The following is a 19,987-nucleotide window of genomic DNA, read 5'->3' as shown; positions in this document are numbered from 1 at the left end:
ACTTAAATGAAAATCTATCGGAATCTTTGCTATTTAAATTTTTCTACGATAAAATCTTTATCTAAGAAAAATGCTTGTCTTTTATCCTCCTCTACTATGTCTTCAAATCCTAATTGATAAACCTTTGGATTGGTATCGGATTTTACAGTTAGTAGTTTATATTTTGAATCATAAGAACAAATATACCTAGTGTAAGTAGTGTGATTATATTTTTTGTTCCTAACAAATCCATTTGGCATAGTCATTGCAGCCATTATATTATAAGAATATGAAAGTGCTTCTTTATAATTATTAGGTTTAATATGCATTTTAGTTAAATAAAAAGCTTTAATAAACCTAGAAATAGGATCATAGCCTCCTGGTAAATTTTTAACAGAATTAAAGTCTTCAAGATTATCTAAATCTAGAAGTTGATTCAGTCTTCTAACATGAGATTTAAATCCCGGTGAATTGGTCATTACATCATATGGATTTTCATAATATATCAGTTTCCCTCTTCTAGGTTCAATAATAATGCATCTTTTAGTTGAATCGGCAAACATAAAATGAAAATCTGGAGATATTACATTTTCCCCATTGTAATCTTTAGTAGATATATGAATATTTGGTAAGTCTTCAATTAATTCCTCTACAGATTTGTAATTTGTAAGTGCATAGGTGAAATAATCTAAACTAGAAATATTAGTCTTCTCTGGTTTCACTTGATTAGCATAAAGATTAAACCCTGAAAAGGCATTGGTAATCCCTATTAATCCATGTTCATTTACACCATCTTTCAATGGATCCCTGTTTTCAAAACATATTCCTAATGTTTTATATTTTGAATACAATGAATTGCCCATTAAATCATTACAAAAATTATAATTTTTGGGTAAATAGATTGCATTATAGTTTAGAGGAACTTCATAATCCATTGTTCTTCCCATAACACAACCATCTTCATAATTTATTTTTATAGCTGTACACATATTATCCCTCTTATTATCATAGTAAATATTTTTGAAAAACTGTTTTAATAAAATTTTATAATAAGCTTTCAGTATTTGCAACTTAATTTATCTATATTATGATAAGTGATTCCATTTTTTATAAGTTTATTATTACACAAAAATTAATTATCTTTTCGCTTTCCTATAAGCTTTCCTATAAAAATTAATTGCAATCAAGAATAAACAATAAATTGGAATCATAACCAATAAAATTGCAAAGAAATCACGTTGTGCCGAGTATGAAGAAGTTGTAAATCCTTTAATACAAAAATGTCCAATAATATAGGATATGGGTAATAACAAAAACTTTTCCAATACAAATTTCCTTTTGTCTTCCTTACGATATCTAAAAAGTAAAATCCCAAAGAAAATTGCCAGTAATATGGCTAACAAAAAATAATATGCAAGAACTAATCTGGGCAAAGTAACTACACCACCACCTTTGAGTAAATCTTTTCCATAAATCAAAATATCCTCTGTTCCATCAGTGGAATAATAGTATACTGCTACAACATCCTCCTCATCTGGATTCAATATTATATTTTGTGCATTATTCTTAAAAACATATTGGCTCCAAATAGTGTTCCAAGTAGTTAAATGATAGACATAACCCTCCTTATTCCTTGCCACATATCGGTTAATATCATATCCAGTTACTTCATCATCAAATTCAATAATAACTTTACCGTCCTCATATTCAGTTAAATATATAATATCACTAGAATAAGGCAGATATTTTGGAGTTGTAAGATAGGCCATACAGATTATTACAATTATCAAAACTAATACAACAGTTAAAGCAATTATTTGAATTCGCTCCTGAAAAAGCTTCCTTTCTATCCTTTTAAATGGCTCTACATTAGTGTCCATTGGAATTTCCTTAGGGTTTTGAATGGCTTCCAATTGTTTTTTACATTCTATACATGTATTAAGATGTTCTTCTACAAGAATTCGAGTATCATCACTTACAAGCCCTTCTTCATATAAAGGCAATAAATCTTCAATTACATCACATGTAATTTTCATAAATAAACCTCCATTTCTTCTTGAATTTTCTTTCTAGCCCGGTGATAAGTGACACATGCCCAATTATCAGTTTTTCCAAACAAAGATCCTATTTGTTTGAAACTTAATTCGCTAAAGACACGTAGTGAAAACACTTCTTTATATGGATTCTTAAGTTTATGTAAAATTTCATGAACTTTCATTGAATTCTCTTTAGAAATAATTAAATGATCAATATTAAATTCAGTTACATTCTTTAATTCCTTATCTGTAAAGGTAAACTTTTTATTTTTTCGTAAATATGAAAAATAGCAGTTCTTTGCAATTTGACATAGCCACACTCTAATATCACAAGTTCCTCTAAAAGTATCAATAGACTCAATTGCTTTGATAAAAGCTTCAGAAGTAATATCTTCAGCTATATGCCTATTTTTTGATAAACTTAATATATAAAGATATACATCCTCAAAATAAGTTCTATATAATTTCTCTAGTTCGGTCACTTTTTCACCTCCTATGTATAGGACGCAGAAACTCTAATTATCTTACAATCATTTTTAAAAATTGTATTTTTTCTTTAATTATATGGTAAATTCAACCCAAAATCCATTACACTAAGCTGCTCTTTCAAAATAAAAAAGAAAATAAAAAAGGATGAAATTTCATCCTTTATATAATCTACTTTATATAATCTATTATTCTATTTCATCTACAACTATCTCATCAGAATTTAAGATATTTATCCTACTATTCCCTTCCCCATAGGCTAATTCTCCTCTAATATTTAAAAAATCTTCTTTATTTTCTATAATATTCCACTTAACATTTCCCCTCAGTATTTCTCGTTCATCTACAGAGGCAATTATTTTTACATCCGTAGCCTTTTTCAATCTAATTTTAGTCCTATTCACATTATCTATAACCCAATCTTTTTTAATATTATTTACTATTAATTGTAAATCATTACCTCCGTTGATTTCAACCTCCCTATCTTCTGGTATTATTAAGCTAAAATCACGAGGATAAACATTATTGATTCCATTGCCGTGAATATATCTATCTACAAATGAAATATATAAAGTATCCCCAGACCTATTGGTTTTAATATATTCATTCCTTAACAGTTCCTTTGCCTTGTCTTCACTATCTGCTGTAATATCTAAGGAACCTGCTAATAATATTTTATTATCTTTTTCAGTTCTAAGAGTTAAATTAGAATAATTAGGAGGATTAATGATTACTCTTTTAATATCTTCATTTATCTGAATTTCCTCATTAGGTATTTGGTAACTAAAGGTCTGAGCCCATACCATAGAGTTGATTTTATCCATCATTCCTGTTTCAATAAGCCCATAGATTGCTAGGTTTACACCAACTATTACCAATACTATGAATATGCTAAATATATCGTATTTAATCTTTATGTCTTCCTCTTTATATCTATAACTATACCAAAGTATTTCTCCACCAATTAAAAACAGTATAGCAGGCCAAAATTTCATTCCCAATTCAACTGCTGACACTTTGCTTATTTGAGAGATGAATATTAAAATTCCAAAGGCAATTAAAACCATTGCCATGGAAATAGTTCCTACTCGTCTTTTTTGCATATCTCTTCACCTTCCTCTTCTTCCTTCTTGCTCTTACCTAAAAGTTTAATGCCTCCAGCAATAAATATTATGGATACTATTGAAGTTTGGATATAGTTCCTTATTTCACCAGGAATTAAAGGATATAGTATACGTTCTATAACTATTAATATTCCTATTGAAATAAGTCCCCAACCTATCCATTGGGATTTAATATTGGGTAAAACAAACTTATCCTCTTTTTTAATGCCATCATCTTCACTAAAAGAATGTAATGCATCAAAGAAACTATAAAACCATATTAAAGGTAAAACAAACAAGAATAAGGATAAACCTAACCAGCCCATAAAGAATATGGTAAAAAAGAAGGCTCCCATTATTGCCAATCCCTTTTTCTGATAACCTAGATACATATGACCTGCACCAGGAATAACAGATAGAGCCATTGTAATAGTTTTTTTATTTGATTGTTTTAATTCATCTATGCCTTTGTTTTCCACTTCTTTTTCTTCACCTTGGTACTGAGATAGGACAAATCTCTTTCTTATGGAAAAAGCATCTAACAATGCTATAAGCCATATGACAGGTAAAGCAAATATTAATAATATGAAAAAATTATCATTATACGTAATGAATGACAAACCTGTTACACCTACTATTGCCCCAAAAAATACCATTAAAAATATTACGGCTCTATCAGCAAAACCTAAATAAAAATGGGATAATCCAGGTATAAAGGATAACATAAAAGTTATAAATTTACTTTTTTCTTTCATTTTAAATCCTCCTTGCGATTAGATATTTCAAAACTATTGATAAAATTAGATGTTTTGTTTACAATTTTTCCAGATACATTAGCTACTATATTTGGCGCATTAATATTATTTCTTTCTACAGTTGATTCCCCAATTTGAGGAACCATGTCTACTAATCCACTATAAAATCCTCCCAAAGTCAAAACTATAGCTACAGAAGCTACTGCTGCATAATATACGAAGATATCTTTAAACCTAGTATTAGATTTTTTCACTATATTTTTTGGTTTATATGGTATATTTTCAATACTAGCCATTAAATCAGCCGTAAAGTTTTCCGAAATGGAATCTTTTGCTTTATCTACTTCTTGTTCATCTATGAGGGAAAGAAAAATCTCCATACATATATCACATGTATATAAATGTTCTTCCATTTCAATTTGTTTTTCATCTGAAAGAATCTTTTCTTTATAGAAAATCCATTCTATATCATCATAATGTTTCATCGTCTTCCTCCCTCCATTTCTCTCTTAATAGATTACGCCCCCGATAAAGCCTTGAGGCTATAGTCTTTACGGTAGTCCCTTCTTCTTTTGCAATTTCTTCATAGGATTTTTCCTCAAAATAAAACTTAATTATTACTTCTTTATATATTTTAGGTAGTGTTTTACAGATTCGATGGATTTTTTCCTGATTTTCCTTTTCTACTAAAATATCCTCTGGTGTTTTATAATGGGATAGACTTTCTCCACCTATTACTATTTCTGTATTTTCCATTACCTGTTCATTGAACTTAGCTTTCTTTTTTCTTTTCCAATCTATGGATTTATTTGCAGCAATTCTACCAATCCATCCTTTAAAATTGTCAAATTTATATTCTGGAAGGGATATATAGATTTGGAGAAAGACTTCTTGAGCTATGTTTTCTGCTTCATTATGATCTTTAATAAAGTTTAATATGATAGCAAATATATATCCTTTGTATTTGTCTACTATTTTTTCAAATGCATTATTATTACCAGATAGAGTCTCTTCTATCAGCTCTTTATCTAAATCCATACCTCCCCTCCTTTCCTATCTACTAATATAAACGAAACAAAAAATAAAAGTACTGCAAAAAACTAATAAACTTGATAATATGATTCCATTCTTTTATATCTTCTTAATCGTCCTTCATAAATTAAATTTAACTCTTTACACTTCCTAAAATCCCTAGGAGATACTAGAGCTGGTGGCTTATTGAATAGATATATCCCACTATTATTTAATAGAGTAGCTACAAATTGAGAACAAAAATAATTATATTTTCTTTCTATTGGAAAGTTAAATATTACACCAAATAATCCTAATAGATTATAACTATACTTGTCCCCATTTTTCTTAAATTTATATAGTTGATTTTTCAATTTCCTATATTGAACATCATTTATATTATAAGAGTACAGTGCACATCTTGTCTCTGGGAATCTTGAATAAGTTCCGTTAACTATGTCTTCTTTTACAAAGCCAGCTAATATCGGATTGTAAGGATTTAGTCTGCCAAAACTATATAATTCCTCAAGGTTAGTATCCAATGCAATGGAAACATGGGTATATGGTTCTTTTGTATATATATTGATACATTTTGATAATAAAGAGCCACTATGGGTAAGTAAAATATATATTACATGATTTTTTGTCATTTTCATCCACCTCTAATGTCATAATGTTTTTATAACTATTAATTATAACGGAACTATAAATAAAAATACTGCAAAAACACAAAAATATTTTAAAAAATTAAAAGAGATAGATTTCGGTTTTTTGTCCTTAATCTATCCCTTTATTCTAAAAAAATCTATTTAACATAAAATCCCTTTTCCCATTTTATTATTATACTAATCTTATCATGGGTTCTTTATATAACCGATGTTGTTTTTAAATATGATTCTAATAATATTCTTTCGTATCCTTTGGTAATCCCTTTTTATTCAATCTATATTCTACTATATCCTTTATTATAGAATAAATAAATACGAATAAAGGTACACCGATTACAAGCCCGACAAATCCAAATATCTTTCCTGCTACAAGTAATGAAAAAAGTATCCAAAAAGCTGATATACCTAATGAATCTCCTAATATTTTAGGCCCAATGATATTTCCATCAATCTGCTGAATTATTAATATAATAATTAAGAACCAAAGGGCCTTTATAGGTGAAACGAATAATATTATAAAGAAAGAAGGTATAGCTCCAATAAAAGGACCGAAAAAAGGTATAATATTGGTTATTCCAACTATAAAAGATACCAAGGTTGCATAAGGTATTTTAGCAATTCTTAATATTATAAATGTCAATATCCCAATAATAAGAGAATCCAATATCTTCCCACTTAGAAACCTTCCAAATATACTATCACTTCTCCGTACTAATTCCATTACTCTATTAGCATTCTTCTCAGAAAAAATAGAAATAGTAATCTTTTTACTTAACGCTTTGAACTTTTCCTTATCTAGTAGTAAGTAAATGGAAACAATGACCCCTAATACTATGTTCCAAATACTAGAGAGAATATTTTTTGTTAAATTACCTATTTTAGGTATTAAATCTGTGGCAAATCTTAATATATAATCCACAAATTCATTCCACTTGACTAATAAAATTTCATAGTATTCTTCCTGGATTTGAAATTCATTAGTAAGATCATTGATCTTTTTATTTACAGCCATAAAATAATCTGGGATATCATTTACCAATCCGATAATTGATGATAATAATTGAGGTAATACAAAATTTAGAAAAAGATATAATAATAGAAATACTGTAAAATAAGTTAATATAATTCCTATTATTCTTTTAAACTTTCTATTGTTTATTTTGAAAAAAATTTTATCTAAGATGCACTGTTCAAAAAATTCAAGTATAAAATTAAATATATAAGCCATTACAAAACCTATAATAATTGGTTGCAATGTATTTATGTATTTGCTAACTTGTATTTTAAATAAATTTACTTCTGAAGCTATTAAGTAAAATATAGTACTTAAGACTGCTACAATAAATGAATATACTGCAATTGTAGTGTATTTAGTATTCCAATTAACTTTCATAATCTCACCTCTTATATTTTATAAACTTATAGATTATATAAACATTTCTCTATATATTTATACTACCAAAAATAATTAGCAATAACTACTACTTAATTATATATCTTAAGCAAATTATATAAGATAATCTATATTAGTAATTTAAACTATTAATTATTGTTGATAATTTCACAAGTCGTCTCAAAATTTAAATCCGTGCAAACCTTTTCAAAATATGATAAAATATAATTCAACAAATCAATTATTTTATTAAGGAGGAATGAATCAATGATTGTTGGAGTACCAAAGGAAATAAAGGAACAAGAAAACAGAGTAGCTCTTACACCTGCTGGCGTAGACGCACTAGTTAGGGCCGGACATAAAGTTATAGTTGAGACTAACGCAGGAATGGGAGCAGGTTTTTCTGATGAAGAATATTCAGAATTAGGAGCAGAAATCCTACCTGAAGCTTCCAAAGTATGGGAACAAGCAGATATGATAATGAAAGTTAAAGAACCTCTAAAATCAGAGTACAAATACTTTAGAAAAGATCTTATCATATTTACTTACTTACACTTAGCTGCTGAGGAAGAATTAACTAAAGCTTTAGTAGATTCAGGAGCTGTTGCTATTGCCTATGAAACAGTTCAAAACCCAGATAGATCCCTTCCACTTCTTACTCCTATGAGTGAGGTTGCTGGTCGAATGGCAGTTCAACAAGGATCTATTTACTTAGAAAAGACTCGAGGTGGAAAAGGCCTATTAATAGATGGCGTTCCAGGAGTACCTCCTGCTCATGTAGTTGTTGTAGGTGCAGGTATTGTAGGTACTGGTGCTATTAGAAGAGCAATTGGTCTTGGTGCCAGAGTTACAGTGCTTGATATAAATGTAGACAGACTTCGTTATTTAGGTGAAGTTTTCATGGGAAGATTAGAAACCTTGTATTCCAATAATTATAACTTAACTCAAGCCATTAAAACTGCCGACTTAGTGGTAGGAGCTGTATTAATTCCAGGAGCTAAAGCGCCAAAATTGGTTACTGAGGAAATGGTAAAACTAATGGAACCGGGTAGTGTTCTAGTAGACGTAGCTATTGACCAAGGTGGATGTATGGAAACTACACATCCAACAACCCATGCTGATCCTATATTTATGAAACATGATGTAGTTCATTATGCTGTTGCAAATATTCCTGGGGCAGTTCCAAGAACTTCAACATTAGCTCTAACAAATGTTACTCTTCCTTATGCAGTTAGAATAGCTAATAAGGGATGGAAACAAGCACTTATTGATGAAGAGCCATTAAGAAAAGGTGCTAATGTATTAGATGGAAAAATCGTTTATAAATCAGTAGCAGAAGCATTCAATATGCCTTATACTCCTGTAGAAGAAGTATTGGGTATGTAAGATAAAGTATTAAAACCCATCTTGGGAGAGTTCCCAAGATGGGTTTTATATAATTATAGAAGTGTTTATTATCACAAAAGATAATAGTATTCCTACCAATACAGATAATACTAAATTCCCTTTAATATAGGACAAAACTCCAGCAATACCTATACCCGCTATAGTAGCAATTTTCATTCCGTTCCCTGCTGTCATAATACCCCTAATTATTAATATACTCAATGAAGTATAGGGTATATAGCTCAAAAATTCCTTTACATTTTTATTTATTTTACTATCATTAAGTGCAATGAAAGGAATTAATCTAGGTAAGTAAGTAACAAAACCCATTCCTAATATCAATAAAAAATAGTTTGTCAATTTTCTCTCTCCTCATTACTTTTACTAAAGAATGCTACTCCTAAAATGGAGGACAAAATTATACCGAAAATTATATCCCAACCTGATGTAAATATATTCAAGTAAAATATCATTATATATATTAATGCAGATATTATAGATAAAAATAAAATATTCTTTGATTTTTTCATTTCTGGAAACAGTAGAGCAGCAAACATAGCATATAGTCCTATACTTAAACTTGATTGTAAAGTAACGGGCAATATCTCTCCTACTGCATATCCAACCATAGTTCCTAAAACCCAAGAACAATAGGCCAATATATTTATCATAAGTACAAAAGGTAAGGTGACTTTCTCTTTGTTAAAAGAAATTACCGAAAAGGTTTCATCAGTAATTCCAAAGGCTACAATAGGCAAAAACTTCCTAGGAATATTCTTAAATTCTACTGCTAAAGATGCTGACATCATCATATGTCTAAGGTTTAATAAAAATGTTGCAAGAATTATATTGGCTGCTGTTACTCCTGCGCCTATCAAATCTAAAGCCATAAATTGGCTAGCTCCAGCATAAACCATCATTGATAATAGGCTTGTATCCCTAAAAGAAATAGAAATATTCTTAGATAATAATCCAAATGCCATTGCTATTGGAAAATACCCTATAACTATGGGTAACCCTGTTATCATAGCTTCTTTAATCTTATCTTTAGTATTCTTAGTTCTTTGCATTAACCATCGCCCTTCTCTACTTTAATGTAATGAAAATTACTAATATTATATTAGGAAATTTGAAATAATTCAAGGGATAAAATAGTTTATTGTTGTATTATGTAAGTAGCAGATATGTATTATTAAAGTTTATACTAAATATTCCTTCAATTGTAGCTATGAAATATTTCGCAAATGATGTATCTTAAATTTGTCTTTCAAATATAAATTCATAATAACCCGTAACTCCATAACCAACTGTTGGAGGTGCACTCAATTTTACCTTAACAAATTTGTATTCATACATAATAATTTACCCATTCCATAATAAATTTTTTCATAGGACAAAGGGTCAGACCTACTGTCCCATTCCGATTAGTCATTTTTATTAAATAAAAAAAGCATGGATATTGGAGGTAGCGTTCTTCCCAAATATATCGTAAACTTACGTAAAAGTAAAAATATTTATAAAGAATATGCCACAAAACTAAGATACATAAAATTACTAATGTACTCACTTTCTAAACCCATTGCCAGTATTGATGTAAATTAGAGCAATGATTCTATTTCCGATTCACCTACAATCCTTATTCCATTTTCGGTCAATAATTCTGCAGTTACGCCATTACCATCTGTTAATCTGCCAGAAAATGTTCCATCATATATTTTCCCATATCCACAGGAAGGGCTTCTTTCTTTTAAGATGGCTAGTTTGCAGCCATAGAATTTGGCAAGCTTTAAGACCTCCTTAGCTCCTGTTTTATAATTTTCAGTTACATCTTCTCCATTTTTAGTAAATACCTTATCTCCTATTATTTCCGCTGGATCTCGCGGGGTTGCTAATCCCCCGAATATTTCAGGACATACGGGAACTAAATGGTATTTATCCTTTAGAGAATGTATCTTTTCCATGAACTTACTTTCTCCATCATATCTACAATTTACTCCTAATAAACAGGCGCTGATTAGAATATTCATATTTTTTGCCTCCTTCAAGATAGATTATATTTTCCTATTCCAATAATATTGATTTACTCTCTTAACTATAATCATAAAGAGCATTATAGCTATTATATAAATACTCAACTTTTCATTCTGTTTGGCTATGGTAACAATATAATATATAGCCAAAATGAATATCGTAATATTATGAGTAACATAAGCAGATTTATATTTAATCATTATAAGCCTTTCATCTTTTTCCAATTGCTTTTCTTTCTCTTTTAATTTAGGATGTTTTCTGTATTCATAAAGATCCAATAGCGCATTGAGTAAAAAACCAAAAAAAACTGGAAACATAAATCTTGATATCTGATTACTATTATCAAATAATAGGGCATATATAATTCCGCCTAGGAGTAAAGAAATTAAAATAAAAATAAACCTTTTAACTTTTCTCTTCTTCAATTTATCTTCCACTTTCATCCTCCTCATAAATAAAAATATCTTCTATACTCATTCCAAAATAACGGGCTATCTTAAATGCTAGAAGGATAGAAGGGTTATATCTACCATTCTCCAATGAACTAATGGTTTGCCTAGAGACTTCAAGGGCCTCTGCCAAATCTTCTTGACTAATACCTCTTGATGTTCTAACCTCCTTTAATTTATTTTCCATATCATTAAATCACCTCTGTACGTAAAATATACTTTACATATATCCTATTCTTTATTATAGCTTTTGTCAAGTGAACTTTACATATTTTCAGTAAGTTATCTATAGAATACCAAGTTGCTGTACCTATCAATTTAGCTATATATCCCTTTCTAATACCTAAAGTTAAATTACAATATGCAACGAATGTATCTGGAGACCCAATGGGAGGCATTAAAGCTTTTATATGATGAGGACAACCTGAAACCACTATTGTAGATGATGAACAGGGAAAATTTATTTTCCCGCCAGGTGGTTCTTTCTTAATATTTTTATATAATCCTGAGAATCCAGAATTAACAACTAGGGGAAGAATTGCTTTTGGTTGTTGGGAGGAATCAATATTTAGTAAATAATATAAGAAATTAAAACCTCTGAGTTTCCTCAGAGGTTTTAATTAAAATTACATCATTGGCATTCCGCCGCCCATTCCGCCGCCACCCATGCCGGCCATTGGGTCTTCTTCTTCCACATCTACTACTGCAGCTTCTGTTGTTAATACCATGGATGCAACGGATGCTGCGTTTTGAAGAGCTGAACGAGTTACTTTGGTTGGGTCAGCAATTCCTAATTCTATCATATTTACATATTTTTCGTTTAATGCGTCAAATCCAATTCCTGCTTCCTCTTCTTTAACCTTCTCTACTATAACTGAGCCTTCAAGTCCTGCATTTGTAGCTATTTGTCTTACTGGTTCTTCTAATGCTCTTACAATAATATCTACTCCTGTTCTTGCATCTCCTTCAGTTTCGTCTAATAATTTAGCTACTGCTGGGATACAATCTATTAGAACAGTTCCACCACCAGGTACCATACCTTCTTCTACTGCTGCCCTTGTAGCAGCTAATGCATCTTCTATTCTTAATTTTCTTTCCTTAAGTTCAGTTTCAGTAGCAGCACCTACTTCGATAACTGCAACTCCACCTGATAATTTAGCTAATCTTTCTTGTAGCTTTTCTTTATCGAATTCAGAATCAGTTTCTTCTAGTTGATTTCTAATTTGCTTTATTCTGTCCTGGATATCGGATTGAGATCCTTCTCCATCAACGATTACAGTGTTTTCTTTATCAACTTGAACTCTTCTAGCTTTACCAAGCATATCAATTGTAGCTTCTTTCAAGTCTAAACCCAATTCTTCAGCAATTACTTGGCCACCAGTAAGTATCGCTATATCTTGAAGCATTTCTTTCCTTCTATCACCAAATCCTGGAGCTTTAACAGCTACACAGTTAAAGGTTCCTCTTAATTTATTTACTACCAATGTAGCCAATGCTTCTCCTTCTATATCTTCAGCAATAATCAATAATGGTTTGCTTTGTTGTACTATTTGTTCTAATATTGGTAATATATCTTGAATATTGGATATTTTCTTATCAGTAATTAAAATATATGGTTCTTCTAACTCTGCTACCATTTTATCTGTATCTGTTACCATATAAGGAGATACATATCCTCTATCAAATTGCATACCTTCCACCACATCTAAAGTAGTTCCCATAGTTCTGGATTCTTCAACAGTAATAACGCCATCGTTACCTACCTTTTCCATAGCCTCAGCAATTAGTTCCCCTATTTCTTCGTCTCCAGCAGAAATAGAAGCAACTTGTGCAATGGATTCTTTTGTTTCTACTTCTTTTGAGAATCTTCTTATTTCTTCTACTGCTTTGTCAACAGCTTTTCTAAGTCCACTTTGTAATATTATTGGGTTTGCACCTGCAGCAACATTTTTTAGGCCTTCTCTTATAATAGCTTGTGCAAGTAACGTAGCAGTTGTAGTTCCATCCCCTGCCACATCTTGAGTTTTAGTTGCAACTTCTTTCACTAGTTGTGCTCCCATATTCTCATATCTATCTTCTAGTTCTATTTCTCGTGCTATAGTAACACCATCATTAGTGATAAGTGGTGCACCAAATTTTTTATCTAATACAACATTTCTTCCCTTTGGTCCAAGAGTTACTTTTACAGTATCAGCTAGTTTATTTATTCCTTTTTCCATAGAACGACGAGCAGCTTCGTCAAATTTAATTTCTTTAGCCATTATATTCACACTCCTTTTTTTATTTCAAGTTTTGAAACAACACAAAAGTCATTCCCTATTTTCGCCTAAGATAGACAAAATCAACCTCTCTATCTAAGAGCCTTATCTTTTAAAAAACAAATTCTTCTCTAACACTCAGAATGACATTTTTTCAATTGTTAATCCTACATTGTGAATTGTATTACTCAACTACCGCTAAAATATCATTTAATTTAAGTATTGTATATTCTGCTCCATCTATTTTTACTTCTGTTCCAGCATATTTAGAAAATATTACCCTATCATTTACTTTAATTTGATCCTTTTTCTTATCATCATTAAGTATATCTGCTCCTATAGCAACCACTTCAGCCATTTGTGGTTGTTCCTTAGCAGAGCTTGGTAAAACAATACCTGATTTAGTCTTCTCCTCTGCTTCAACTAACTTAATAACTACTCTGTCTCCTAAAGGTTTAAGGTTCATATTACTACCTCCTTATATTCTAATAAATTTTTCCATTTTATTAGCACTCATCGTTGTTGAGTGCTAATATGTACAGTTATAATGTTACTTAATAAAAAAAAGAGAATCAAGTCTTATATTTCCTTAAATTTCATTAATAATCCTATTTTTTCTAATCTTTTATAGCTTTGCTCCGTTTTTTATTAAATATCAACTGAATCCTTATAATGTTTAAAGGCCAAAAATTGAGGTTGAAAAATAGTATATTAATGGAATAAAAATAGCTGGTAACATATTTCCCACTTTTATTTTTTTCAATTCCAATATATTTATTCCTATGGCCATAATGAGGATCCCACCAACTGCAGACATTTCAAGTATTACTTCTGGTGTTAAAAGATCTTTTAAATATGTAGCCAATATGGTAATTAACCCTTGATATATTAAAACAGCTATAGCAGAAAAGGCAACTCCTATTCCCAAGGTAGAAGCAAATATTATAGAAGAAATGCCATCTAATATAGATTTAGCAAAAAGGGTATTATGGTCATTTAATAGTCCACTTTCTAAAGAACCTACTATGGCCATAGCTCCTACACAATAGACTAAAGACGCCGTTACAAATCCTTTAGAAAAATTAGAATCTCCTTTACCAAACCTTTTTTCCATTTTATCTCCTAAACTATTGAGTTTCTTTTCAACACCTATAATTTCTCCAATTAAACTTCCTAAGACCACACTTATAATCACCAGAATAGTATTTTCAGTTTTTATTGCACCTATTATTCCAATAATTATGACTGAAAGACCTACCCCATCCATAATAGTTTTTTTGTAATGGTCCTTTATACCTTGTTTTATAATTATTCCAAATATACTTCCTAAAATAATTACAACAGAATTAACTATAGTTCCTAACATAAATTGTCCCACCTTTATCCTAAGTTAAATTATATATATAAATTAAGAATACACTATTTAAGATGATTTTTCTAGAAAAAAATAAGAAACAACCTTGTGGTTGTTCCCTAGTTTAATTATATTTTAATCTATTAATATAGATTGCCCGTATAGCTACAAAATATAGTATTTGGAATATTGAATATCCTAGCATAATTATCAATCCGTTTTTGAACAAACTGCCTTCCAGTAAGTTTGAAAGGGACTTAAGAGCAAAGAAAGAATGGAATGTACTAACTACAAAAGGTAAGAAGAATATAATCCCAATTTGTTTGGTTATTATCTTATTTATTTCTTTCTTCTTAGTACCTATCTTATTTAATATACCATATTCTATTCCATCCTGTTTTATTTCATTAAATAATTTAAAGTATATTATACTTCCTGATGCTATAAGAAATAGGAAAGCTATGAAAAATCCAATAAATAAAATCAAGCCATAAAGTCTTTTTACTTCTCTATAGGGCATCACCTTTGAATAAAAGCTCCTTTCGTATCTATCCCCTAACACTTTTCTTATTTCCATAGAAGCTTCATAGGACCCTCGCCAATTTTCCAATTTAAACCCATGGAATAAGAACAAATCCTTTTCTTTAGTGTTTTTAATTGCATAATCAAAATCCTTATCATTCAAAATTAAAGCATCATAATAACCAAGACTGGGCAATGCCATAATGCTACCATGGACTTCCTTGTCTAGTTTAAACTTCATTCCCTCTCCATTTATGTTTAAAACTATTTCATCCCAATTAGTATGCCTATCCTCTTCACTAATTTTATCTGACAACATAGTTTGATCAGTATTATGAGGAAAATTATATACTATTTCATTTTCTTTAATTTGTATTGGTTTTCCTCCTATAGACTGGGCAATTTTATTATAGTCTGTATTGGATATTACCACAAATTGTTCTTTTCCTGTCCCTTCTGTTGTAAAATTTGAAAGCACTGCTCCTTTTATTTTGTGGATTGTATTTGTTTTAATATCCTCTTTTTTAAATATTTCTTCTATACTATCCGCTACCTCATCTTCTAAAGTTTCTCCTCTTTGCATTATTGCCATATCATGAATGGTATTTAAACCTGTAAATCGGGTACTTTCAGTGTAGAATGAAAAAATAGTGCCTGTAGCAGTGAAAGTTATTGCACCTAATATAGAGGCTAAAAACAATACCTTAGCCGTATCTTGCAATTTAAAAATCATTTGTGAATAAGCTACTAAATTAGTTTTCTTATACAATATACTTTCATTCATTAGTATTTTATTAGCCACAGCTATACTAAACTGAGTAAATAAAAAGTAGGTGCCTATTATTACTATTAATGTTACTGGTATCATAGCTAAAGGTACAGCAATACCTTGGACAATCCAGGCAGTGATATAGCCTATCAAAAGCAACACAATCCCTAGCATAGCCTTAGGTTTAGAAAATTTAGGTATTGTCTTAGGTATTTTACTAGATTTTAGTTGCTCTATTATCTCCTTATCTTTTATATGAAATAGCATAATTATGCTAATTATCTCAAACAAGGTAAAAAAGACTACTAGACTTAAACCTAAAGCTTTTAAGGATATATTTAATGGTAATGCTAAGCCTAAAAAACTTTCCATTATCATGAAGAATAACTTTGAAAACACAATCCCTGTTAATATTCCTGTTCCTATGGATAAGATTGATATTATTGTATTTTCTATAAGGACATATTTCTTTATCTGCTTTCTGGTCATTCCATATAAGGATAGAAGTCCAAATTCTTTTCCCCTTGATTTTAAAAATATGGAAGTAGAATAGCCTACAAATAGTATAGAAAATATTACTATTATGACTTGGCTAATTATCATACCGTTAGCAGCCCCCATCCTTACAACGGGATGCCCATCAGCAGTTCTTACATCTACTGCTGGATGAAATACAAAGTTTGCGAATATAAAGAAAGCTGTAACTGCAAAAGCATTACTTAAACAGTACATTATATATCTATATAAATTTCCCTTAACATTTTTTACCGCCATATTAGATAACTTCATTATATCCACCTCCAAGAAGGGATAATGCATCTAATATCTCGTTGAAAAATGCCTGCCTATTAGATTTTTTAACTAATTCCGTGAAGAACTTTCCATCCTTAATCATTATTATCCTATTGCAGAAACTTGCAGCAAAGGCATCATGGGTTACCATAACTATTGTTCCATTCTTTTCTCTATTTATTTTCTCTAAAGAAGACATCAAATCAAAAGATGCTTTAGAATCTAAATTTCCAGTTGGTTCATCGGCCAAAATTATTGCAGGATCATTTATAAGGGCCCTAGCACAAGCAGTCCTTTGTTGTTGCCCCCCCGATATTTCGTAGGTTCTCTTATTTAATATTTCTTTAATATTTAACACAGATGCTATACTATCAAGCTTTTCTTCAATTTCTTTCCTATTCATTTCTTCTAATACCAAGGGAAGGATTATATTTTCTTTTACGGACAGAGTATCTAGTAGATTAAAATCTTGGAATATGAATCCTAAATTGTTTCTTCTAAATATGGCTAAATCATCCTCCTTTAATCTGTAAGGGTTTTGCCCATTTATTAAAACTTCTCCAGAAGAAGGCGAATCTATAGTAGCAAGGATATTTAAAAGGGTAGTCTTTCCTGAACCTGAAGGTCCCATTACTCCAACGAATTCACCAGATTTTATACTCATGTTGAAATCTTCTAAAGCTTTAACAGATATACCCTTACCTTTTCCTCCATATATTTTAGATAAACTTTTGGTTTCTAGTACGGACATTTTCTTACCTCCCAATTCATATTTACCTATATTATAAAAAAACGAGAGAAATCCTACCATCGATTTCTCTTTCAATCTAATCTATTATCTTACAATTTTGAAAGACTAAGATTCTAAATCGTATATATTTCTTCCTTGATAAAAGATTATATGCACCTTTGTTCCAATTCCCTCTTGGGATTCTATAAATATATCATGACCTAATCTGTTTATTATATCTTTGGTAAGATAAAGTCCCATGCCCGTTGACTCCTTATATCTCCTGCCATTTTCTCCAGTAAAAAAGGGATTAAATACCCTGTCTAAATCTTGCCTAGGTATACCAATACCAGTATCTTCTATAGTAAGTATTATTCTTTCAGATTCTTCTTCAACCTTAACTTTAATAAATTTTTCCTTATCCTTTTTCACTTTAGTATATTTTATACTGTTAGAGATTACTTGATTTACAACGAATTTTATCCATTTTCTATCGCTTTTTATCCTTTTATCTTCTTTTGAAATTATTTTTGGATATACAGAATTAGTAATAAAAGCATTTTTATTATCATTTATCACATTCCTTACTATTTCCAGTATGTTTATTTCTTCTACCCTAAAATCTTGCCCAAAATCATTGACTCTTAAAGCATATAATGCCATTTCTAATCCATTTGACAGCTTTTCTATCTCTTCTTCTATACTTTCATAGCTCTTCTTAGTATTTTGGTCTATATTTTTATCCTTTTCATTTTCTAATATAAGTTTAATTACAGATATAGGGGTTTTCATCTGGTGGATCCATCTATTGTTAAAATCTAATTGAATCTTATTTAACCTTCTATATCTATCTAAAGTATTCTCATAGATCATATAGTTCTTTGTTAGTAGTTCTTTAAAAACACCATGCTCTTTGCTTATATTATCAGGTATATTAAATATGAATTCTAGACTTTTGTTATCTCTCAATCCATTATTAATAGCATTATAAAACTTTCTCTTCCTGGTATAATCTATAGAGATTAATAGAATTAAAAAAACCAATGATAAGACAAGGGCATAGACTATATTAGAAATCTCAACCCTTTCTTTTCTAATGATTAAATCTAGCATCATCACTACCATAACAAAAATTGAATTGATAAAATAAAATATTAAGTATAAAACCCTATCCTTTAGATAATCTCTAAATTTCATATTTACACCTACCATGTTTTTACCATAGAATAGCCTTGGCCTCTTTTAGTTTCAATTGCATCCTTTATACCTAAATCCTCTAACCTTCTTCTTAGTCTAGCTATATTAACTGAAAGGGTATTATCATCAACAAAATCCATATCGTCCCATAGCTCTTCTAAAAGAGTTTCTCTAGATACTATATCTCCTAAGTTGGATAATAATATATATAACAGAGCAAACTCTCTTTTACTAAGTTCAATTTTATTATTATGCCATTCTATGGCGTTTTGAGTTTTATATAGATACAGCCCTTCCACTTCATATATATCTTTAGAGTCATTCTGCTTATATTCCCCATAGGTCCTACGGATAACGCCTTTTACCTTTGCCAATAATAAATCAAAGGAAAAAGGTTTTATAATATAATCATCTCCTCCATTTTCTATGGCCATAACCTGATCCATATCAGAAAATCTAGCTGAAATAAATATAATGGGTACATTGGATACAGTCCTTATCTCTCTACACCAAAAGAATCCATCATAATTAGGTAGATTTATATCAAGTAGGACCAGATGAGGATCTACCTCTAGAAATTCCCTTTTTATATTGGAAAAATCTTTAGCGGCAGTCACTATATATCCATATCTTTCTAACTTGTCCTTCGTTAGAGATACAATCTTTTCATCATCTTCAATTATATAAACTTTATACATTTTATCACCTTATTTTTTCTTCCCTATCCCCAATTCTCTAGCATAATAAAATAAATATTGTTGGGCAAATCCCCCAAGAGAACCAAAGTTTTCTTCAGCATAGGCAGAAATCTTTTTAATACTGGTATTCTCGTTAAAGTATAAATTTTCCATTACCCTCTTCACCCATACATCTACAGGGAAAGCTTCATTTTTATCTAAAGAAAATAATAAAATACAGTTGGACACTTTGGGCCCTACACCGGGAAGTCTCATTAGTATTTCTTTAGCAGTTTCCGTTGGTAGTTGGAATAGCTTATCTAAGTCTATTTCTTTATTTTTAATCATTTTAGAAGTATTCACAATGTATTTAGCCCTATAACCTACCTTA

At 30.1% G+C, this 19,987-nt stretch carries 24 protein-coding genes; 2 read left to right on the top strand and 22 right to left on the bottom strand.

Annotated features, from left to right (window positions below; all coding sequences use genetic code 11):
• Positions 1–29: 29 nt before the first annotated feature.
• The 9 genes from C3E89_RS10730 to C3E89_RS10690 all read right to left on the bottom strand — a co-directional run bounded on the left by C3E89_RS10730 (position 30) and on the right by C3E89_RS10690 (position 7,431).
• Positions 30–968 (bottom strand): linear amide C-N hydrolase, encoded by a 939-nt coding sequence (locus C3E89_RS10730; protein WP_236912895.1) that lies wholly within the window; start codon positions 966–968, stop codon positions 30–32.
• A 147-nt stretch (positions 969–1,115) separates the two neighbouring features.
• Positions 1,116–2,015: an anti-sigma factor family protein gene (locus C3E89_RS10725; RefSeq protein WP_236912893.1), complete on the bottom strand. Its 900-nt coding sequence runs from the start codon at positions 2,013–2,015 to the stop codon at positions 1,116–1,118.
• Positions 2,012–2,497, bottom strand: a complete 486-nt coding sequence (locus C3E89_RS10720) for an RNA polymerase sigma factor (RefSeq protein ID WP_005582791.1) — start codon at positions 2,495–2,497, stop codon at positions 2,012–2,014. Before C3E89_RS10720 ends, C3E89_RS10725 begins: the two co-directional genes overlap by 4 nt.
• Positions 2,498–2,689: 192 nt before the next feature.
• Positions 2,690–3,604: a hypothetical protein gene (locus tag C3E89_RS10715; RefSeq protein ID WP_236912891.1), complete on the bottom strand. Its 915-nt coding sequence runs from the start codon at positions 3,602–3,604 to the stop codon at positions 2,690–2,692.
• A complete protein-coding gene (locus C3E89_RS10710) occupies positions 3,586–4,359 on the bottom strand; it encodes a hypothetical protein (RefSeq protein ID WP_236912888.1) in 774 nt (257 codons plus the stop codon). Before C3E89_RS10710 ends, C3E89_RS10715 begins: the two co-directional genes overlap by 19 nt.
• The gene (locus C3E89_RS10705; RefSeq protein WP_236912887.1) at positions 4,356–4,844 is read right to left on the bottom strand and encodes a hypothetical protein; all 489 of its coding nucleotides are present in this window, start codon (positions 4,842–4,844) and stop codon (positions 4,356–4,358) included. Before C3E89_RS10705 ends, C3E89_RS10710 begins: the two co-directional genes overlap by 4 nt.
• The gene (locus tag C3E89_RS10700; protein WP_236912885.1) at positions 4,831–5,397 is read right to left on the bottom strand and encodes an RNA polymerase sigma factor; all 567 of its coding nucleotides are present in this window, start codon (positions 5,395–5,397) and stop codon (positions 4,831–4,833) included. The genes C3E89_RS10705 and C3E89_RS10700 overlap by 14 nt, the downstream gene beginning before the upstream one ends.
• Positions 5,398–5,459: 62 nt before the next feature.
• Entirely contained in the window at positions 5,460–6,020 is a 561-nt protein-coding gene (locus C3E89_RS10695; RefSeq protein ID WP_236912883.1) for a hypothetical protein, read from the bottom strand.
• A 247-nt stretch (positions 6,021–6,267) separates the two neighbouring features.
• On the bottom strand, positions 6,268–7,431 hold the full coding sequence (locus tag C3E89_RS10690) for an AI-2E family transporter (protein ID WP_236912881.1): 1,164 nt from the start codon (positions 7,429–7,431) through the stop codon (positions 6,268–6,270).
• Between the two features lie 267 nt (positions 7,432–7,698).
• Between C3E89_RS10690 and ald the strand changes: the two genes are divergently transcribed.
• A complete protein-coding gene (gene ald / locus C3E89_RS10685) occupies positions 7,699–8,817 on the top strand; it encodes an alanine dehydrogenase (RefSeq protein WP_236912879.1) in 1,119 nt (372 codons plus the stop codon).
• Between the two features lie 45 nt (positions 8,818–8,862).
• Here the strand turns inward: ald and C3E89_RS10680 are convergent, their stop codons facing one another.
• From C3E89_RS10680 to C3E89_RS10660, 5 genes are all read right to left on the bottom strand, one after another.
• Positions 8,863–9,177, bottom strand: coding sequence for an AzlD domain-containing protein (locus C3E89_RS10680; protein WP_236912877.1), 315 nt, complete (start codon positions 9,175–9,177; stop codon positions 8,863–8,865).
• On the bottom strand, positions 9,174–9,887 hold the full coding sequence (locus C3E89_RS10675; protein WP_236912875.1) for an AzlC family ABC transporter permease: 714 nt from the start codon (positions 9,885–9,887) through the stop codon (positions 9,174–9,176). The genes C3E89_RS10680 and C3E89_RS10675 overlap by 4 nt, the downstream gene beginning before the upstream one ends.
• Before the next feature lie 528 nt (positions 9,888–10,415).
• The gene (locus C3E89_RS10670; RefSeq protein ID WP_236912873.1) at positions 10,416–10,844 is read right to left on the bottom strand and encodes a DUF523 domain-containing protein; all 429 of its coding nucleotides are present in this window, start codon (positions 10,842–10,844) and stop codon (positions 10,416–10,418) included.
• A 24-nt stretch (positions 10,845–10,868) separates the two neighbouring features.
• On the bottom strand, positions 10,869–11,285 hold the full coding sequence (locus C3E89_RS10665) for a DUF2178 domain-containing protein (RefSeq protein WP_236912871.1): 417 nt from the start codon (positions 11,283–11,285) through the stop codon (positions 10,869–10,871).
• Positions 11,275–11,484 (bottom strand): helix-turn-helix transcriptional regulator, encoded by a 210-nt coding sequence (locus C3E89_RS10660; protein ID WP_236912870.1) that lies wholly within the window; start codon positions 11,482–11,484, stop codon positions 11,275–11,277. The genes C3E89_RS10665 and C3E89_RS10660 overlap by 11 nt, the downstream gene beginning before the upstream one ends.
• Before the next feature lie 248 nt (positions 11,485–11,732).
• Here C3E89_RS10660 and C3E89_RS10655 point away from each other — a divergent pair, with 248 nt between their 5' ends.
• On the top strand, positions 11,733–11,876 hold the full coding sequence (locus C3E89_RS10655; protein ID WP_442870618.1) for a DUF6143 family protein: 144 nt from the start codon (positions 11,733–11,735) through the stop codon (positions 11,874–11,876).
• Between the two features lie 47 nt (positions 11,877–11,923).
• Here the strand turns inward: C3E89_RS10655 and groL are convergent, their stop codons facing one another.
• The 8 genes from groL to C3E89_RS10615 form a co-directional block, all read right to left on the bottom strand.
• On the bottom strand, positions 11,924–13,558 hold the full coding sequence (gene groL / locus C3E89_RS10650) for a chaperonin GroEL (RefSeq protein WP_236912868.1): 1,635 nt from the start codon (positions 13,556–13,558) through the stop codon (positions 11,924–11,926).
• Between the two features lie 181 nt (positions 13,559–13,739).
• A complete protein-coding gene (locus tag C3E89_RS10645; RefSeq protein WP_236912866.1) occupies positions 13,740–14,021 on the bottom strand; it encodes a co-chaperone GroES in 282 nt (93 codons plus the stop codon).
• Positions 14,022–14,231: 210 nt separating this feature from the next.
• On the bottom strand, positions 14,232–14,921 hold the full coding sequence (locus C3E89_RS10640) for a DUF554 domain-containing protein (protein ID WP_236912864.1): 690 nt from the start codon (positions 14,919–14,921) through the stop codon (positions 14,232–14,234).
• Between the two features lie 112 nt (positions 14,922–15,033).
• Positions 15,034–16,989, bottom strand: coding sequence for an ABC transporter permease (locus C3E89_RS10635; protein ID WP_236912862.1), 1,956 nt, complete (start codon positions 16,987–16,989; stop codon positions 15,034–15,036).
• The gene (locus C3E89_RS10630; RefSeq protein ID WP_236912861.1) at positions 16,976–17,743 is read right to left on the bottom strand and encodes an ABC transporter ATP-binding protein; all 768 of its coding nucleotides are present in this window, start codon (positions 17,741–17,743) and stop codon (positions 16,976–16,978) included. Before C3E89_RS10630 ends, C3E89_RS10635 begins: the two co-directional genes overlap by 14 nt.
• Before the next feature lie 105 nt (positions 17,744–17,848).
• Positions 17,849–18,919, bottom strand: coding sequence for a sensor histidine kinase (locus C3E89_RS10625; protein ID WP_236912859.1), 1,071 nt, complete (start codon positions 18,917–18,919; stop codon positions 17,849–17,851).
• A gap of 8 nt (positions 18,920–18,927) precedes the next feature.
• Positions 18,928–19,617 (bottom strand): response regulator transcription factor, encoded by a 690-nt coding sequence (locus tag C3E89_RS10620; protein ID WP_236912856.1) that lies wholly within the window; start codon positions 19,615–19,617, stop codon positions 18,928–18,930.
• Positions 19,618–19,626: 9 nt separating this feature from the next.
• A partial coding sequence (locus tag C3E89_RS10615; RefSeq protein WP_442870597.1) for a DNA-3-methyladenine glycosylase family protein occupies positions 19,627–19,987 on the bottom strand: 361 nt, incomplete at its 5' end.

Source organism: Clostridium sp. Cult1 (assembly GCF_021655095.1).
In the GTDB taxonomy this organism is placed as follows: Bacteria; Bacillota; Clostridia; order Tissierellales; family Tepidimicrobiaceae; genus Schnuerera.
Note: the sequence above shows the minus strand (reverse complement) of the source record. Positions and strands in the feature narration are given on the sequence as shown.

Excerpts from the sequence above, each read along its gene's own strand:
- C3E89_RS10730 (WP_236912895.1), bottom strand. The coding sequence starts at position 968 with ATGTGTACAGCTATAAAAATAAATTATGAAGATGGTTGTGTTATGGGA.
- C3E89_RS10725 (WP_236912893.1), bottom strand. The coding sequence starts at position 2,015 with ATGAAAATTACATGTGATGTAATTGAAGATTTATTGCCTTTATATGAA.
- C3E89_RS10715 (WP_236912891.1), bottom strand. The coding sequence starts at position 3,604 with ATGCAAAAAAGACGAGTAGGAACTATTTCCATGGCAATGGTTTTAATT.
- C3E89_RS10710 (WP_236912888.1), bottom strand. The coding sequence starts at position 4,359 with ATGAAAGAAAAAAGTAAATTTATAACTTTTATGTTATCCTTTATACCT.
- C3E89_RS10705 (WP_236912887.1), bottom strand. The coding sequence starts at position 4,844 with ATGAAACATTATGATGATATAGAATGGATTTTCTATAAAGAAAAGATT.
- C3E89_RS10700 (WP_236912885.1), bottom strand. The coding sequence starts at position 5,397 with ATGGATTTAGATAAAGAGCTGATAGAAGAGACTCTATCTGGTAATAAT.
- C3E89_RS10695 (WP_236912883.1), bottom strand. The coding sequence starts at position 6,020 with ATGACAAAAAATCATGTAATATATATTTTACTTACCCATAGTGGCTCT.
- C3E89_RS10690 (WP_236912881.1), bottom strand. The coding sequence starts at position 7,431 with ATGAAAGTTAATTGGAATACTAAATACACTACAATTGCAGTATATTCA.
- ald (WP_236912879.1), top strand. The coding sequence starts at position 7,699 with ATGATTGTTGGAGTACCAAAGGAAATAAAGGAACAAGAAAACAGAGTA.
- C3E89_RS10675 (WP_236912875.1), bottom strand. The coding sequence starts at position 9,887 with ATGCAAAGAACTAAGAATACTAAAGATAAGATTAAAGAAGCTATGATA.
- C3E89_RS10670 (WP_236912873.1), bottom strand. The coding sequence starts at position 10,844 with ATGAATATTCTAATCAGCGCCTGTTTATTAGGAGTAAATTGTAGATAT.
- C3E89_RS10660 (WP_236912870.1), bottom strand. The coding sequence starts at position 11,484 with ATGGAAAATAAATTAAAGGAGGTTAGAACATCAAGAGGTATTAGTCAA.
- groL (WP_236912868.1), bottom strand. The coding sequence starts at position 13,558 with ATGGCTAAAGAAATTAAATTTGACGAAGCTGCTCGTCGTTCTATGGAA.
- C3E89_RS10645 (WP_236912866.1), bottom strand. The coding sequence starts at position 14,021 with ATGAACCTTAAACCTTTAGGAGACAGAGTAGTTATTAAGTTAGTTGAA.
- C3E89_RS10640 (WP_236912864.1), bottom strand. The coding sequence starts at position 14,921 with ATGTTAGGAACTATAGTTAATTCTGTTGTAATTATTTTAGGAAGTATA.
- C3E89_RS10635 (WP_236912862.1), bottom strand. The coding sequence starts at position 16,989 with ATGAAGTTATCTAATATGGCGGTAAAAAATGTTAAGGGAAATTTATAT.
- C3E89_RS10630 (WP_236912861.1), bottom strand. The coding sequence starts at position 17,743 with ATGTCCGTACTAGAAACCAAAAGTTTATCTAAAATATATGGAGGAAAA.
- C3E89_RS10625 (WP_236912859.1), bottom strand. The coding sequence starts at position 18,919 with ATGAAATTTAGAGATTATCTAAAGGATAGGGTTTTATACTTAATATTT.
- C3E89_RS10620 (WP_236912856.1), bottom strand. The coding sequence starts at position 19,617 with ATGTATAAAGTTTATATAATTGAAGATGATGAAAAGATTGTATCTCTA.